The sequence below is a fragment of the Halomonas sp. LBP4 genome (genome assembly GCF_003202205.1).
GTDB classification, from domain to species: domain Bacteria; phylum Pseudomonadota; class Gammaproteobacteria; order Pseudomonadales; family Halomonadaceae; genus Halomonas; species Halomonas flagellata.
Map to the genome: position 1 here is coordinate 193,932 of NZ_PDOG01000005.1, position 16,096 is coordinate 210,027.

General features: G+C 59.4%; 13 protein-coding genes and 1 pseudogene. 9 read left to right on the top strand and 5 right to left on the bottom strand.

Annotated elements, in window-relative coordinates; translation table 11 throughout:
• Window positions 1-230 precede the first annotated feature (230 nt).
• Window positions 231-917 (top strand): annotated as a pseudogene (locus CR157_RS23365) (AAA domain-containing protein); the annotation flags it as partial.
• Here CR157_RS23365 and tnpC read toward each other — a convergent pair.
• From tnpC to tnpA, 3 genes are all read right to left on the bottom strand, one after another.
• Window positions 907-2,622, bottom strand: coding sequence for an IS66 family transposase (gene tnpC / locus CR157_RS17260; RefSeq protein ID WP_441319106.1), 1,716 nt, complete (start codon window positions 2,620-2,622; stop codon window positions 907-909). The pseudogene CR157_RS23365 and the gene tnpC sit on opposite strands and share 11 nt — an antisense overlap.
• A gap of 93 nt (window positions 2,623-2,715) precedes the next feature.
• Window positions 2,716-3,066, bottom strand: a complete 351-nt coding sequence (tnpB, locus tag CR157_RS17265; protein WP_110284776.1) for an IS66 family insertion sequence element accessory protein TnpB — start codon at window positions 3,064-3,066, stop codon at window positions 2,716-2,718.
• Complete coding sequence (gene tnpA, locus CR157_RS22390; protein ID WP_146218721.1) at window positions 3,063-3,380, bottom strand: IS66 family insertion sequence element accessory protein TnpA; 318 nt, start codon at window positions 3,378-3,380, stop codon at window positions 3,063-3,065. Before tnpA ends, tnpB begins: the two co-directional genes overlap by 4 nt.
• A 189-nt stretch (window positions 3,381-3,569) precedes the next feature.
• On the opposite strand from tnpA, the gene CR157_RS17270 reads away from it, so the two are divergent.
• The 5 genes from CR157_RS17270 to CR157_RS17290 all read left to right on the top strand — a co-directional run bounded on the left by CR157_RS17270 (window position 3,570) and on the right by CR157_RS17290 (window position 11,316).
• Window positions 3,570-4,439 carry a UvrD-helicase domain-containing protein gene (locus CR157_RS17270; RefSeq protein WP_110284777.1) on the top strand — a complete coding sequence of 290 codons (870 nt, stop codon included), beginning with the start codon at window positions 3,570-3,572 and terminating at the stop codon, window positions 4,437-4,439.
• Window positions 4,440-4,533: 94 nt separating this feature from the next.
• Window positions 4,534-5,058 carry a 3'-5' exonuclease gene (locus tag CR157_RS17275; RefSeq protein ID WP_181422098.1) on the top strand — a complete coding sequence of 175 codons (525 nt, stop codon included), beginning with the start codon at window positions 4,534-4,536 and terminating at the stop codon, window positions 5,056-5,058.
• Between the two features lie 156 nt (window positions 5,059-5,214).
• Window positions 5,215-6,240 (top strand): conjugal transfer protein TraF, encoded by a 1,026-nt coding sequence (gene traF / locus CR157_RS17280; RefSeq protein WP_181422099.1) that lies wholly within the window; start codon window positions 5,215-5,217, stop codon window positions 6,238-6,240.
• Window positions 6,237-7,643, top strand: a complete 1,407-nt coding sequence (locus CR157_RS17285; protein ID WP_110284780.1) for a conjugal transfer protein TraH — start codon at window positions 6,237-6,239, stop codon at window positions 7,641-7,643. The genes traF and CR157_RS17285 overlap by 4 nt, the downstream gene beginning before the upstream one ends.
• A 1-nt stretch (window position 7,644) precedes the next feature.
• A complete protein-coding gene (locus tag CR157_RS17290; RefSeq protein WP_181422100.1) occupies window positions 7,645-11,316 on the top strand; it encodes a conjugal transfer protein TraG N-terminal domain-containing protein in 3,672 nt (1,223 codons plus the stop codon).
• A gap of 94 nt (window positions 11,317-11,410) precedes the next feature.
• Here the strand turns inward: CR157_RS17290 and CR157_RS17295 are convergent, their stop codons facing one another.
• A complete protein-coding gene (locus CR157_RS17295; protein ID WP_110284782.1) occupies window positions 11,411-11,875 on the bottom strand; it encodes a hypothetical protein in 465 nt (154 codons plus the stop codon).
• Window positions 11,876-12,427: 552 nt separating this feature from the next.
• On the opposite strand from CR157_RS17295, the gene CR157_RS17300 reads away from it, so the two are divergent.
• The 3 genes from CR157_RS17300 to CR157_RS17310 all read left to right on the top strand — a co-directional run bounded on the left by CR157_RS17300 (window position 12,428) and on the right by CR157_RS17310 (window position 14,259).
• Window positions 12,428-13,084, top strand: a complete 657-nt coding sequence (locus CR157_RS17300; protein ID WP_219999971.1) for a lytic transglycosylase domain-containing protein — start codon at window positions 12,428-12,430, stop codon at window positions 13,082-13,084.
• Window positions 13,081-13,647: a hypothetical protein gene (locus CR157_RS17305; RefSeq protein WP_146218723.1), complete on the top strand. Its 567-nt coding sequence runs from the start codon at window positions 13,081-13,083 to the stop codon at window positions 13,645-13,647. Before CR157_RS17300 ends, CR157_RS17305 begins: the two co-directional genes overlap by 4 nt.
• Before the next feature lie 69 nt (window positions 13,648-13,716).
• Window positions 13,717-14,259 (top strand): FlhC family transcriptional regulator, encoded by a 543-nt coding sequence (locus tag CR157_RS17310; protein ID WP_110284784.1) that lies wholly within the window; start codon window positions 13,717-13,719, stop codon window positions 14,257-14,259.
• 633 nt (window positions 14,260-14,892) lie between these two features.
• Here CR157_RS17310 and CR157_RS17315 read toward each other — a convergent pair.
• Entirely contained in the window at window positions 14,893-15,909 is a 1,017-nt protein-coding gene (locus CR157_RS17315; protein WP_110284785.1) for a ParM/StbA family protein, read from the bottom strand.
• Between the last annotated feature and the right edge of the window lie 187 nt (window positions 15,910-16,096).

A 16,096-nucleotide genomic window follows, 5' to 3' on the forward strand; every position in this document is an offset into this window, starting at 1 on the left:
CTCCAAGGCTGCAGCCCTATGACGCCAGTACATCGTGTGACTTACGGCCATGTTCCCACCGGACTGCAACAATTTCTGTCGCTAGCGCGCGAGAGGCTGCCACCAAAGCGGGCTTGAGGCAGGCCATGCCCCGCTGATACAACAGCTGCATACGCAGAAAATAACATTCATCGCATATCACGCAGGGCAACGGCATGGAAAAGCTGACGCAGATCCGAGAAGCCATCCGCATGGAGGAAGACGCCCAGCGCAGCACCTACATTTTCAAGGTGGCGCGGGCAAAACGCATCAGTGGCCGTATCGCCACTGTCAAGGTGGCCGCGGAGGATGACCACCGCAACAGCGACACCCTTAGCGAAAACCTGGAGGGTGCCCATGCCTGGTGGCCGCTGGAGGGCCCTCACAACGGTGAAACCAGGGTGCTCTCGGTGTTTCCCGAGGACAACGAGCTGCATCTGACGGCGGTAAAGGGAGATCTGCCCGACGAGGAGGCCCGCCTACGCCTCTACCCGCCCAACTTCATCGAGCCGGTGCGTCAGCTCTACCACGACCCGCTCTACCAGGAGCTTGGCCTCAAGATCCTGCGTGAGTGGAGCAGCCGGGACCCACAGGACCCTCGCCGCCTTCCAGCCGCGGAAGCGTTGACCCTTCGCGAACAGCAAGGTGAAGCCCTAAAACTGCCCTACCGCAGCCACTCCTTGCTGATCGGCCCGCCCGGTACCGGCAAGACCTACACCCCGGCCGCGATCATCGCCCAATTCCTGCTCCATGAGCCGGAACAGCGCGTCCTGTTGCTCTCCAACAGCAACGCCGCCGTGGACGATGCGCTGGTGAAGGTGGACCAGGCGCTGGAGACCCTGGGCGATCACCAGCGCAAGAAGCGCGCTATACGTATCGGCAAGAACTTCACGACGGCCTGCTATGAAGGGTGCGAGCATCTGCTGCCATCAAGCCAGCAGTTAACGGACAAATTGAAGACTCTGGAAAAGCGTAAACCCGACCAGCGGGAGGCCGGCTCGAGGATATGCAACCAGTGCTCTCCCGAGAAGTTGCAGAATGCCTGCAACTCGTCCCTATCCTTGGCCGAGCACTCCATCGCCTTGAGAGTAAGCGGTCATTCCAGAACGTCTGGACTTGCCCTTCGATGTCTGACCGGAGAGGACTGTCGGCAAACAGCGCCTTCCAGCAGCGCGGTGTCAAATCTTCGGCGCGAGAGGCTGGATGGAGGGCGATGCGCTGAAGCACGTCGACCAGGTAGGTGTAGGGATCGACCCCCTGCAGCCGGCAGGTGGTCAGCAGGCTCTGCAGGATTCCGACATGCTCGGCGCGACCTCGCTCCAGCAGAACAGCCAGTTTCTTCCCATGGGAATGCAGCGCAGCCCCCGCTCCAGGTGGTTGGTGTCGATCTGCACGTCGGGATCGGACAGGAACACCTCCCATGCTCCGTTGCCGCTTCAGCGCGTACTCGACGGCTTGGCGCAGCTGGTGGCGGGGCTCCAGATCGTCGCGGTGGTGTTGCTGGTCGCACCATTGCCAGAAGGCGCTGACCCGCGGTTCGCTGTACTCGGTGCGTGCCTTCAGCTTGTCGGGCCCTTCCCGTCCCTTTTCGCGGATCCAGGTTTCGATCTCGTAGATCCCGGCAATCCGCAGCAAGGCTTCCTCCACCGCCTCGTCACTGCCCAGCGTCTTCTCGAAGTGCCGACGCGCATGGGCCCAGCATTCCGCGTGGGTGACCCCCGGTCGCTTCTCGGCATAGCACGCATAGGAGGCGTTACCGTCGGTCAGCAGCACTCCCTCGAAGTGCTTCCCCAGCACCTGGTCGATATGTGCCTTGGCCCGCGACGGGGAGAAGGTGAAGCTGATCTCGTCGTGGTCGCCGTACAGTGGCCAGAACCACGCCTCCTTCATCTTGCCCTTGCCTTTGCGGCCGGCCTTGATCGGCGTCTCGTCCATGGCCAGCACCTGGCTTTGCAGCACGTGCTCGAGCTGGGCGAGATGGATCGGCGAGAGCAGCGCCGCCGCGCGGGCGACCTGCTGGGTCAGCGTGGTACGACTGAGCTGGATCCCGGCCTGCAGCAGGCGTTGATGCTGGCGGTAGAGTGGCAGGTGGTAGCAGAACTTGTCGACCAGCATCCCGGCGATGAAGCTAACATCAGCCAGCGAGCCATCAAACAGCGTGGCCGGGGCCGGCGTGGTCTGGGGAACGGCATCGGCACTGACCTTAATCACCGGGCAGCGGTACTCCAGGATCTGATAGCTGGCCCGGCGTTGGGCCAGGCGGAAGGTGCTGCGCGTGGTGATCACCTCGACGTCGTCCAGCGACACGCCGTCGGGCAGGTCCGGCGCCACCTCGATGACCTTGACCGGCACCGCTTCATCGAAGCGCAGCCCGGTGTCGTTGACAGTATTCTGGCGTGCCTTGCGTCGCGGCTTCTTGCCAGGTGGTGCCTCTTCGTCTGGTTCGGGAGGCGGGGCCGGCAGATCCTCCATGCTGCTGAGCAGGCTCTGCTGCACGGCCGGGTCGATCTCCAGCAGGCGCTCGGACTTGCGGCCGAACAGCTGCCGATTGAACCAGTCGAGCTGTCGCTGGAGTGACGCGTTCTCTGCCATGAGCGCCGCCATATCGGCCAGGGATTGCTGATATTTCTGTTCCAAAGACGGCGACGACACGAAGCGATATTTACTGATGAATCAGGTCGTTATTCTACCGCATCATCAGGCCGCTGACAGCTTGGGATGCCAGCGTTTGCGACGTTTCGTGACCACCAGGTCCAGCCCTTCGATCAAGGCCTCAAACTCGGCATGGCTGAGGGCGATGGCCTTGCCCGCGGACGGCGAGAGCGCGGAAAACCGGCCGCGTTCCAGGCGCTTGCTCCATATGCAGTAGCTACCCGCCTGGAAATACAGACACTTGAGCTGCGTCCGTCGTCGGTTGATGAAGAGGAAACCGCGGCCGCTCAGCGGATTCTGCCCCAGCTGACGCCGCACCATGGCCGCCAGGCCATCATAGGAGCGCCGCATATCGGTGGGCTGGGTGCACAGCCAGAGCTGGACGGACGGTCTCATCGACCACCTCGCCGGAAACGCAGGCAAACGCCATCGCCCAGATCGAGCTCGATCTCCCAGCCTCGAGCATCATGCTCTGGCGCTTCATCAGGATCGGGCGCTATCACCGGGGCGAAGACGCAAGCCTCGGCACCGATAGGCCGAGATGTAGTCGGTGCCGCCCGCTTCAGTCGGCGCTTCCAGAGCTGGAACGAGCTTTTGGACAGGCCCTTCTGTTCACATAACACCCGCTGCGACAGACCGCTGCCGGCCTGTTCCTCGATCCAGGCCTGCCACTGCTCGGCCGGGTAGCATGGATGGCGTCTCGTCGACATAGGAACTGACTCCCCGTCGTTGGATGACGGGAGCAGCGTAGGGGGTCAGGCCGCTTCGAGAAATGACGCGCCGGAATGGCCGGTTACGTCTGAAGTACGAAGGTGCCTCCAAGAGCACCTCCTCTCCGAGGAGCAGGGAGCCGTCAGTGGTAACGTGTTGCTGGCCACCCCCAGAGATATGGAGAGAAGATGACGGCACCGGCTGTTCCCAGGCCCGTGAAGTTGACCAGCGAGCAGTCCCAGATCGTCGGCTTCAAGGGGATGCAGCTGGTCGTGAAGGCTTACGCCGGTACCGGCAAGACCTTCACGCTGGTCCAATTCACCCTGGCCAATCGCGACAAGCGCTTCCTCTACCTGGCCTACAACCGGGCCATCCGTGATGAGGCCGTCGGGAAGTTCCCCAGTCACGTCGACTGCAAAACCTCTCATCAACTCGCTTACGCCGAGATAGGTCGCCACTACCAGCACAAGCTGGCGCCCAATCTGCGCATGAAGGAGGTAGCGGAAACTATTCAGGCTCCGAACTGGCGGGTGGCCGCTGATGTCATCGCCACCCTCAACAACTTCATGGTCAGTGCGGAGAAAGCTATCAGCCCGCGGCTCTTCTGTATCGCTGACAACAGCAAGACCGGGGAGAAGAGCAGGTCGCAATACGCCCGCATGGTGAGTCAGTTGGCAACATCGTTATGGGAGAAGATGATCGATAAGGATCATCCCTGCCCTGTTACCCATGACGCCTACTTCAAGCTCTACCAGCTTCAGCAGCCCGATCTGTCTCGTCGGTACGACATCATCCTCTATGACGAGGGCCAGGATGGCACCGCGGTCACAACCGCGCTTGTCACGAGTCAATCGTGTGGACTGGTGATCTGCGGTGATCGGCACCAGCAGATCTACGCGTTCCGTGGTGCCCGGGATGCCCTGGATGACCACGCCTTGGCTGGGGCTGAGAGGCGGTATCTCACGCAGAGCTTTCGCTTCGGCCCCCAGGTTGCCGCTGTTGCCAATGCGCTGCTGGCGCTGAAAGGTGAGACGCGGCCGGTTCCAGGGGCTCGGTAAGGCGGATCGTGTTTCATCCTCACGTGATTTCAGGCTCGGCTCATGCCCCGGGTCTATCACGTTCCTAGCGCGTACCGTCATGGGTGTGATCCAGATGGCCATGTACTTCAGCAGGAAGGGGCTTCCCCTGACACTCGTCGGTGGGGAGGAAGCGTATGCCCTGGCTCCCCTGGAGAACGCGTACTGGCTGTCACGTGGAGAGCGCGGCAGGATCACCGATAGGCGGCTTGCCCGAGAGTTTCCCTCGTTCCGGGACTATGTCGAGATGGCGGAGGAGACCAAGGACGCGGAGATGCTGCGCACCATCAAGATTCTCGACTCCACCCGTAACCTTCCCCAGGACCTTGCCCGCCTCCGTCAGAGCCTGACTTCTGCAGATGCCCCGATGGTGACACTCTGCACCGCTCACAGAGCCAAGGGCCTAGAGTGGCCGTGGGTCTACCTCATGGATGACTTTCCAGACGTGCTGAGCCCCGACCTCGATGCAGAGGCCCGCGACCAGGAGATCAATCTGCTCTATGTGGCGGCCACTCGCGCACAGGAGCACCTGGTGCTCAACGAACAGGCCGAGGCCGTCGTGCGCTACATGGCCCGGCAGCGCCGACGCCTCCCGGCCTAACGTAACCACCTCCATCACCAGATAGCTCACACACGGGTGTTCCGCATGCGGAACACCCATTGACTGGTTGTGCCCTTCATGGGCACGTCGGCGCAGGGGTGCTGGCGCCATACCGGCCTACCATGGTTCAAATCGGAAAATCCGTGCGAGTTGCCCATGAACACGACCCTTAAACCGATCGCTGTGGCCATCATTGCTGCCTCACTGACAGCGATGGGAACGCATGCGTTGGCAGAGCCCCAGGAACGCTTCATTGAGCGCAAGGCCGAGGGGTGGTTCTTCTACAACGAAGAGCTCGAGAAGGAACCTGAGGAGCAACCCGAGCCAGAGCCGGTCAAGTCGCCACAGAACGTCACCACCACGACGCCACCCCCACAATCCAGGTCACCAGCACCTGCGGAGTCTGCAGAGCCTCAACCGCCGGCGCCGCTTTCGGCCAAGTGGCTCAGGGAGAACATGCAGAAGTACATGGATGCGGCCTTCGACAACCCCACGGTCGAGAATGTCCAGGCCTTCCTGTACCTCCAGCGCTACGCCATGGATCAGAGCTCCGAGTTTGCCCAGGTGGCAGAACGGGCTCGCTTGGGCAATCCGATGCTAGACGAGACCACCCGCCGTCCTCTGGCGACGTTCGCCTCGCAGGACCTGGATAGGCAGGCCGGGCAGGCAAGATCAGAGATCCTCGCCAGCCTGGCAGAAAAAGTAGGTGTCTTCTTCTTCTATGAGAGCGATTGCGGGCTGTGTCGCACCATGTCCCCCATCCTGGCCCAGCTGAACCGGCAGTTCGTCACGACGCCCATCAGCATGGATGGGAAGGACTTGCCCGGGGACCCCTTCCCCAACATGCGCCCCGATGCAGGGCATGCGGAGCAGCTCGGTGTCCAGGTGCTGCCCGCCGTGTATCTCGCCTCCCCAGAGGGGGCGTTCGTGCCAGTCGCTCAGGGAGCCGTATCACTCACCGACCTCCAGGAGAGGATCGTACTGGGAGCCCTCCAGCAGGGCTGGATCTCTCCTGATGACTTCAACAGGACGCGCCCGATCACGAATGCAGACATGAGCCTGGCGAAGTCCGCCCCCCTCTCAGCACTCGAGGAGATGGGGATCACTGACGAAACCGGCTTCATACCGCCCGAGGTTCTACTCCAGCACATGGCCAACGCACAGCGAGGGATGCAGCAATGACCAGATCGATCACTCTTCGGAAGACCCTGCTGGCAACATGCATCAGCGCTGCTCTATTGGGTGCCACGCTGCCTGCGTCGGCCAGCGGTCTCCAGAACCAGCTGGATCGTGTCTTCGATGGCATGAGTAACGTCACCCCTCCCGGTGTTTGGGAATCCCAACGCCGAGGGGTGATTACCGGTGGCCGGATCACGACCAAGGCGCCCATCATGACCGAATCCCTGGTGCGCGTTACGCCTCCGTCCTGGAAAGGCGGCTGTGGAGGCGTGGACATGCATCTTGGGAGTTTCAGTTTCATCAACAGCGAGCAGATGGTTCAGTTGCTCCGGTCGGTGGCCGCGAACGCCCAGGGCTATGTCTTCCAGCTGGCGCTCGATAACGTGTTCCCGCAAGGGGCGAAATGGATCGAGAACTTCCAGAAGAAGATCCAGGCACTTAACCGCGCCATGCTCAACTCCTGCGAGGCCGCACAGGGCGTGGTGAACGACACGATCTCGGCGATGGGCTTTAGCTCCGAGGTCAAGGGAATGACCGAAGCCTCTGCCACCGGCATGGTGGATGACTTCTTCAGTGGCTTCTCGGAGTCCAGCGGCAAACCCACGGTTAATCTGCTTGAGGAAGTGGATGCGCCGCGCCGCAAGGAAATGCTCGGGAACGTGGTCTGGAAAGAGCTCCGCCGACATGGTGTTCAGAGCTGGTTCCACGGCGGTGACGTGCAGCTTCTGGAGGCCATCATGTCCATCAGCGGCACCATCATCGTGGGCGAGGCCACCGACGACGGTGAGACCCCGATCACCACGATTGCTGGCAACAGGTTGACACTGTCCGACCTGATCGACGGCGGCACGGTGGAGATGTACTCATGCGGTGGCGATACCACCGAGTGCAAGATGGACTCGGGTTCCACGACCAGTAGCGTCAACATCAAAGGGTTCGGACAACACATCCAGGACATGCTACTCGGGAACGCCTCGAGCCCGGGCATCATCGGCAAGATGAGCGTCAACACAGGTGCGCTCACTAACGAAGAAGAAGCCTTCATGGCCAACTTGCCCGGCAGCGCGGCAACCTTCCTCCGCAACCTGGTGATCGCCAACCCCAGCACTGCTCGGCTCTTCGCCGAAGAGAGCTCCAAGGCACTGGCACTCAACATCACCTACAGCATCGCTTCTGAGATGCTGAGGTCGGCAGAACAAGCCATCGGCTCCAGCAACAACGACTGGGCGGCCAAGGCCGTAACCTCGCTTCACCAGTCCTCAGCACGACTCAGCCAGGAATACACCATGCTGGCCAACGAGTACGGCACCATGAATGACCTGGTCAGAGACTACTCGGCCCTCATCGAGAACACCCGCGTTGCTCGATACACCCTTCGGGAAATGTCGAAGGGCGGAGGTCAGTGACATGTTCACGATCTATTCCATTGGTGACTCCGCCTTCCTTGAGCAGATTCTAATAGCCATCTCGATGATCACCGGGACGGGTGATTTCGAGCAGATGGTCGGAGTAGGGCTGCTCATCGGCGTGCTGATCATGGCCTTTCAGTCGCTTTTCCAGGGCGGCCAAAAGATCCCCTTCCAGCAGATCTTGGTCTGCTGGATCATATACGCCTGTGCCTTCGGGCCCTCCTCCACCGTGGTGATCGAGGACGCATATACAGGTGATGCTCGTGTTGTCGCCAACGTGCCCGTAGGCGTTGGCGCGGCCGGGGGGATCATCTCGAACGTAGGCTATTCCATTACCCGCATGTTTGAAACTGGCTATGGGCCAATTGCTCCTGGCATCACGAACTCCTACTTTGCTGATGCCTTGAAACTACTGAACGACGCTCGACGATCCCTAGCCGACCCGGAAGTTTTCCAGGCGCTCAATGAGGCAAATGGGGGTGGCTACGTCAACATTCGTCAGTCCATTATGAACTACATTCAGGAGTGCACCCTGCTCAAGATCGATCGTGGCGAGGTCACCATCGATGAGCTGATGCGCACCCACATTACTCCTGCCATGCGCTTCAACTCGGCAGTCTATGGAACACAGATCTACGATACCCCCGGCAACCAGAACGGCTCCTATTACAACTGCTCCGATGGTCACCTGGTACTCGAGGCCATGCTGGATAAAACCAACGACAGCCAGGTGCAGCAGGCGGTCTCGACTGTCCTGAGCCGCGACCCGACCTACATGTCTGCCAGCGGACAGATCAATGATGCCATGCAGGCACTAGGGATCGCGGCCAGTTCAGCACAGAATTACATGAAAACAGCGATCATTGAGCCCCTCTACTACGACGCTGCTTCTGGCAAGTACCAGGAGATGCGCGACTACACCTCGGCGATCATGGTCAATCAGGCCATACAGCAGCGGAATACCCAGTGGGCGGCCGAGCAATCGATGTTCATGAGCATCGTGCGCCCGATGCTGACCTTCATCGAGGGTTTCGTCTATGCCATTACACCTTTCATGGCGTTCCTGATTGTGCTCGGGGGGTTCGGCATCAAGCTCGTTTCGAAATACGGCCAGATGCTGCTCTGGACTCAGCTCTGGATGCCCGTTCTCTCCATCGTCAACCTCTTCCTCTACATGTCGGCCTCCAATGAGATGGCGTCCTACAGCATGGATACCATGGGGCTGTACTCCTTCTACGCCCTGGACCGGTCAAGCGATATTCTCGAGAACTGGATCGCCACTGGGGGCATGCTGGCCGCAGCGACGCCAATCCTTACTCTGGTACTTGTCACCGGCTCTTCCTATGCCATGACCAGCCTGGCGGGCAGGATGCAGGGCGCCGATCATGTGAACGAGAAGCAGTCGACGCCTGATGCGATGACCAACGGCGCAGTGATGGCCAATATGCCAAGCGCCACCCAGGACCCGACCAGCGGGCTTCGTGCGACGGGCGCCGATCAGGCGGTGGGGTCAATGAAAATTGGCTCTCAGCTGAGCTCCAGCCTGCAGTCCGCCGAACAGCACATGGAATCAGCGCAGCAGAAGTTCGGCGCTTCCCTCTCGAACGCCATCACTGCCGGCGGCAATCAGACCCAGTCCTATGAGCGAATGTCGTCTCTGGGCAGCACCGTGTCCAGCATGGGAGGGCAGTCATCCACTGCTATTAGCGAAGCAGCCGCCGACTTCCGCCAGCAATACGGTATCGATGCTAAGCACCAGAGCGCGATTGAAGGTGCGATGACCGTCAGTGCCTCTGGTGGTGGGGGGTTGTCGCTACCAGCCGGTCTGTTCAGTGCTGGCGGTCAAGTGGCCAACATGACGAAGGACTCCGACAGCAATACCTACAGCATGTCACAGGACCAGGTGGACGGATTCCTGAACAAGGCCGGCTTCACCGAGCAAAACCGAGCTGAATTGACCCAGGGCCTGACAGACAGCTTCGCCCAGGCGAACAAGGACCAGATGACGGCCACCTGGGGAGCCCAGAATGCCTCCCAGATCCAGTCCTCGGCAGAAGAGGCCTCCACCGCCACTCAGTCGTACTCCGAGATGCAGTCGCTGGGGATGCAATTCAACAGCGACGAGTCCCACGGGTACATGTACCTCTCCAACAATATCCTGGACGAGAACAACCCCGGTGGACGTGAGGCAATGAGCCAGCTGCAGACATCAATGATGCATGCGCCCCAGAGCGTCCGTGCGGAGGCCGCCGAGCGAGCGGATGTCCTCGAGGACGTGCATGGCATGCCCAGTGCCAACGCGCAGGTGGTGGCGCAGCTGGAGGCCCTGAGCAATCAGAGCAACTACGATACGCCTCAGGAATATATGGGTGCCTTCAATGACACCCTGAGAATCGTGGGCTCGGCGACGGGACGCGACTTCGGTGCCGCCGGTGACGCTACTGCCAACCAGAAGCTCGCCGACTCGACTCCGGCTATGGATGGCAGTGTCACCGATGACGTGGGCTCCCGCATCCAAGGCGTGGGAGCAAGCCCGTCAGGCCAGACCGGCGTCGCCGGCTTCCAGGGCCAGGCGGCGAGCGCCCGTCCTGATGCTGGGGCTGCCGTTGAGCACAACTCCAACGTGTCACCCGTGATCCAAAGCGATTACGACGCGAAAACTGGTCGCGTAGAGGGAGCAGCGCAAGGGTTCTACCAAGAACAGGTCGAACAGCGACTGCCCGACGCCGAGCATGTCCTGAACACGGATGCCGGCGATCCCGGGAAAGCCGTTGCTCGCCAGGATAGGCTCGGTGCCCTCCTCGACACAGCCGGCGAGGCCGGCGCCGACTTCATGATGAACCTTTCGGGCACGAACCCGATGGTCCTGGGCTCTATCCAGGAGAAACTCGAAAACGGCGAGGCACTGGAAAACATCCCGCAGATGAGTGACTACGCCGGGACTGTCAGCGAAGAAGTGGCACTCGCCGCAGTCGGTCGGGCGAACGGCGACAACTCGCATTACGAGTCCCTCTCCCCGGCCGACCAGGGCCGGGTGTTGCTGGCCGAGGCCGCCACCAACATCCAGGGAGCAGAGTACCGGGATGTCACCCAGGAACAACAGCAGCAGGCCTTCGAGGCCATGGTGACCCGGGCAGAACACGAGTTTGGCCTTAGCCAGGCTACGTCACAGTATTATGCCGCCCAGTTTGTCGATGGCGAAGGGTCCAATCGCTACCGTGAGCATGGTCAGGAAGCGCTTCGCGCCGAGTACATGCACAACACCGGCAAGACTCCGGAGCAGCTCACCGAGCAAGACGAGAAGAACATCGAGAGCATCGGAGCTCGAATCGAGAATGCCGCCTTGGCAGATGGACACGCCGATTCGGTCCTGGCACCGGTGGATCGTTTCTATGACCTCCACACGGGAGGGGCGGCCTTCGGACAGGGGCACAGTGACGTTCAAATTGAGCCACTGGAGCAAGCCCCGGCACCGGCGCAGCCTGCAGCGCCTGCTCCATCCAACCCGGCTCCCGCCGAGCCCCAGCCAGCTGGTCGGGAAGAACCCACCGAGTCGATGCAACCGAAGTACCTCGACCCGAATGCACCGTCCACCACTGGCGGAGAGAACGAGCTGGTGCTGCCGACCGCATCAGCATCGGACGGCAGTTCGGACAGTCGCTCGGGCTAGCCTGGGGCAACACCCGCAAGGTGTGAAATCAACTACAATCCAACGAAAAAGGGAGCCTCCGGGCTCCCTTCACACTTTCGATGGTTGCGGCTGTTCAACTTCCACCTATTGGCTCGTCGAGCCCGAGTCGCAAAGCCTTGTCGGTTGGGTATCCGGTATAGTTGATGCTGTCATCGACCCCGTTCTCCCCCAAGGGCTTGTACTCGCCAACCACCTTCCCACTCAATGCGCCTGACGGCTGGTAGGTGACGATGAACAGGGATGCCACGGCGAGGAAGGCTACGATACCCCAGCCCAACCACCCGATCTGGCTGAATCCGAACACCGGGAAGGTGTAGGCTAGGGTCGCAACCATCCCGAGCCAGAAGATGACGGCCCCCCACCGGCTGTAGTGGATGATCTTGGCGATCGCGAGGAAGGCGTGAACGAAGGCGACGAGGCCAAGAATCGCTGCCAACAGCATCAGACCGGCATCGTTGCTGGAGGCGAAATCCCACACAAACCAGCTCATACCTCCGAAACCAGCAGCGCCGAGCAGGAGCTTGATAGTGAGTTCCATGGTGCGCACCTCGTGCCGTTGTCCTTATCAGTTGGTTCCATTATACCCCCTCCAGCAAATACGCAAGCCCCCTCCCCCGCACCCACTGCGCTCACGCATACTTGCAAGGCCTCTGAAAATCGCATAGGGTTCCCAGCAGGTATGGTTTCAGAAGCACACGCGGTTCGTCCGTGGCCATGCTCCACCAGGTATCTGGTTCCCTCCTTGCACCACCTCCGTCTATGCCCCCTGTATAGGCCTGAGACTTCCTTCAGCCGCTCTCTGCGGCATGCCTGATCCAATAGCTTAACCAGAGATATACGCGGCACTCCTTCGCGTACATGCATACACGATGTTACAAAACCGGGGTTGTTGCAGCCCTTATAGATCCGATAATCCTCATTAGAACGAGAATTGGTGCATTCATTCCCACCGACTTCCCGTCCTTTATATCGTGCGTCCTCCGCACACTTAGCCAAAGGCTTAATAACTAAAAAATAACCCGCCGCTGTCGGGTTAGGCAGGTATTGCCTAGAAAACAGCATACGATCAAGCACTGAAGGGATAAACGACATGGCCTATTCCCAGATAGGCAGACAGGCACGCGCCTTTCTGCAAAACGCAGGCATGACCCCCAGTCGATTGGGAGAAGAAGGCAAGCACCAGGTGGTCCGCCCCCGCCTTGCGACGTCACTTGGTCTCGCGCTCTCGCTCATGATTCCACCGGGAGCTTTCAGTGATGCTGAGGCATCGCTTGCTGGCACCATGTACGAAGCACCGGCCCTTGAGCATAACCTCGATCCCGTGTTGCTCTACTCTGTCGCGCTAGCGGAATCTGCTCGAGGTGCCGACAGTCAGTTACAGCCCTGGCCCTACACTCTGCGGGTGCTCACCGAAGCTGGTTTCTATGGCCAGTCGCGGGAAGAAGCTACGCAGCAACTGCAGCGCTACCTCCAAAAACACGGTTCAGTGGATATCGGCATCATGCAGGTGAACACTCGTTGGCATGGCCATCGTGTCGATGACGTTACCCAGCTCTTGGACCCATCAGTTGGTCTGCGCGTGGGTGCGGAGATATTGCGCGAGTCGATCGACTCTGCGCCAGGCGATTTGGTGTTGGGTGTTGGTCGCTACCACAACTGGGCCGACGAGGAGCGGGCTCGCAACTACGGTCGACGCATTCTCGCGATTTATCGGAACATCCGTCGTGTCGTGAGGGTGGCAGAATGAGCGGGCTTTCAATGTTTGGATTCGACCAGGATCTCTGGGAGTGGGACCGCACCCTCTGGTATCTCGTCCAGCAGTGCGCCAACCGCTCACCTGAGGAAACCATCCAAACCTTTGGTATTCAGCCTGAATACGCACCATTGGTAGCAGCCCTCTCACCACGTCAGGTAGAGCGTCTGTCTTCTGGGGTCATCGCCTCGTTCCAGCCAATATTCGATGAAGCGAGCTTTTTCGATCTGCTGGCAGACCCTTATGACCCCCTATCACTCCTCTCGCACCCTACGCATGGTCAGCTGGAAGCCCACTTCTGGCTCTTGATCAGCAAGGGTGCCAGCACGAGTCTTGACACAGCCACTTTGCGATATGGTGTCAGCCGGCGGGTTGCCCAGGCAGCTGGGACGGCGTCTGCCAATCAGCTCCGCCAAATCTCATCGAGGCTGGGTACTGATTTCCGGCTCCGTTTCGCCTCTAGCATTATCGAAGAAGTCGCCAATGCCAGCCCCCGTCTGGCACTGACAAAGCGGATGGCATATGCCATGAGCAGGTCCGCAGCAATACCAGGATAACGAAGCAAAAAACTAAACGCAGATAACGGAAAGATGCCGCTCGAACGGCACGACTGAAGGGTAGAAATCATGCAACTAGGAACAGAGCAGTTCGACCAGGTGGCCATGGCGCGGGACATGATCATGCGCGGCTATATCAATAATGCTGTTAAACTCGAAACTCAGCTGTCCATGAAAACGATCCGCACGCTGCGATCCAAGCTGACGGCTGAGGGGCTGGCGAAGAACCCTAGAGGTCGGCAGATCCGTCAGGGGCAGAGCATCATCAAGCGTTCAGAGGATCGCGAAGATGTCACCATTCTGATGCTGGCCTATCGCAACTACGGCGGCGAGAATATCCTGATGTCTGTAGACATCAATGCCCTCAACCTGGCCTACGATACATATGTCCTGGTGAAGTCCGAAATCAATCGCCACCCAGTGGACTTCATCACGATCAACGATGCCTATGGCCTGGCTCAGGAACTGCGTTCCGATGACGCGATGTTCGAGCAGTGTGCATCCTGCGATCTCGAATACTTCATCTCCATCCGCCAGGAGTGCTCCACCAAGTGCCCTTTCTGCGCAGGCCCCTCGCATGCGATCGCACCGGCAGAATCGGTAGTTGCATGACATAGCTGCATGATTATCACTGCTGGCCCAAGAAAGGGGCGCTGCCAATCGACATTGGCAGCGCCCCTTTCTTCTCTTTGCTGGGGTCAGGACATCTACCTCCCTAGTCGACAGCGTCATCCTGTGGCGTCAGCATCCCGGCCCGACCCATCAGACGCTGTGAACTGCTGCGTAATGGCTCAGCTCTATCACGCCCTCCATCGTCATCGTCAGCACTACTGGCGGTCACTGGAGTCTCCGGAGGCTGTTCGTCCGGACGAAGGCGTCTGCCCTCCTCCTCAACCGCCGCCGTCGATGCCTTGCCCTCCTCGACGGGGCTGGCTGGCTGGGGCTGCGAAGCCTCAGGCTGGGAAGGCGAACTCGCCTGTGCCGCCTTGTGAGAGCTTTTGCGTTTACTTCTGTTGGGCCGGGGGCCGCTGCCTTTTGCCGCGGCTGCGACAACATCCACCCCGAGAGCCTCAGCGAGCAAGCCCTGCTGAGCCAGTGAACGAAGTCGCTCACATCGATCTCTCCTGCCCAGGCTCTCAAGCTCCTGATACAGACTGGGGTGGACCTTCTTGTCGATACGGACGCGACAATTAAGGGCCATAGAGTCGTCTTGAGCCATGATCTTCTCCGCGTGGTCAGCCAGCGTTATAGTGCGTTAGAGCCAGCAATAAAATAACCGTCAGCAACTGCATGGACATGCTCCTTAGGAACATAAACTCGCGCCTTACTGAATGCCTCCTTTGCCGCCTCTTGATAAAACGCGGCGCCACCGCCTGCGAGAATCACCACATCAGCAGTAACACCATCGAGACGGATTGTATTCTTGAGTTTTTGCACCGCTGTAGATCCCGATTCATAACCTGCGCGGCGCAGATAATCCGCCAACATTACCTTTTCAGACATGTGCATGATAAAACCACGGCCAAGGCGCACTGCTTTTTCGAGGTTGTGAATCTGTGGAGGTGTTGAATAGTCCCTATGAATCTCGTCGCTCACCCTTTGAAGGATGCGAGACATCGCCTCTAGCGAGGTTCCAGCAGATCCGTACCGGATCGCCCCCTCATCAAAGGTCACATAATCAACGCTATAGAATCCGGGGTCGATAACAATGCAGCGCCCATACTCAATGCGCTCCATGATCTCCGGATCTTCAATGGTGTTTATCGCATGGTAATACGCACCGCCCGGTTGAGGAAGAACTGTCACCTTCTTGACGTTGACTGTCTTCTTAGGGGCGATCTGATGCTCCCCCTCTATCATGGCGGACAGCCTGTGCCGGTACTTAACATCCATGAAGTGGTTCACGGGTAGCCCTGTTACCAAGTGGTCGATCTCATTCATACCAGTCTTGGCAAGCGCCGCGTAGAAAAGCGCCCTATATGGTTTCGAATCTATGTAGTCGTCACCGAGGATTCGTTCCCAGGAATCCAAGGACGCAGGTTCGACGCCTGCAAAATATATTTCCCCGTCGATCTGAACCTGGATCGGCTTCGCTGCCCCTGCCGCTCCACCACCCATGTTGCCGCCTGGGTTATTCGAAAATTGAGCCGTTGGGGCGGCACCAGCAGGCATGATAATGCTCTTCTTAACATCACCCTCCTGGTAGACCATCTTGACGTTGGAATAGCCGATATCCAGACCTACGACACTGGCACTTGACATGATAGCTCTCCTCTGAGCAAGTTATGCTTCTACTGCCTTATCGAGTGGTAAGCACTCGCGCTCTCACACCTCCAACTATATAGGACTCTGAAAATTACGCAACACTCAAAAGCCGCTGTGGCATCCATGGAGGGACACTTTGAAACGTTAGTCAGGACGCTGCAAGGACGTTACACCGTCGTTCAAA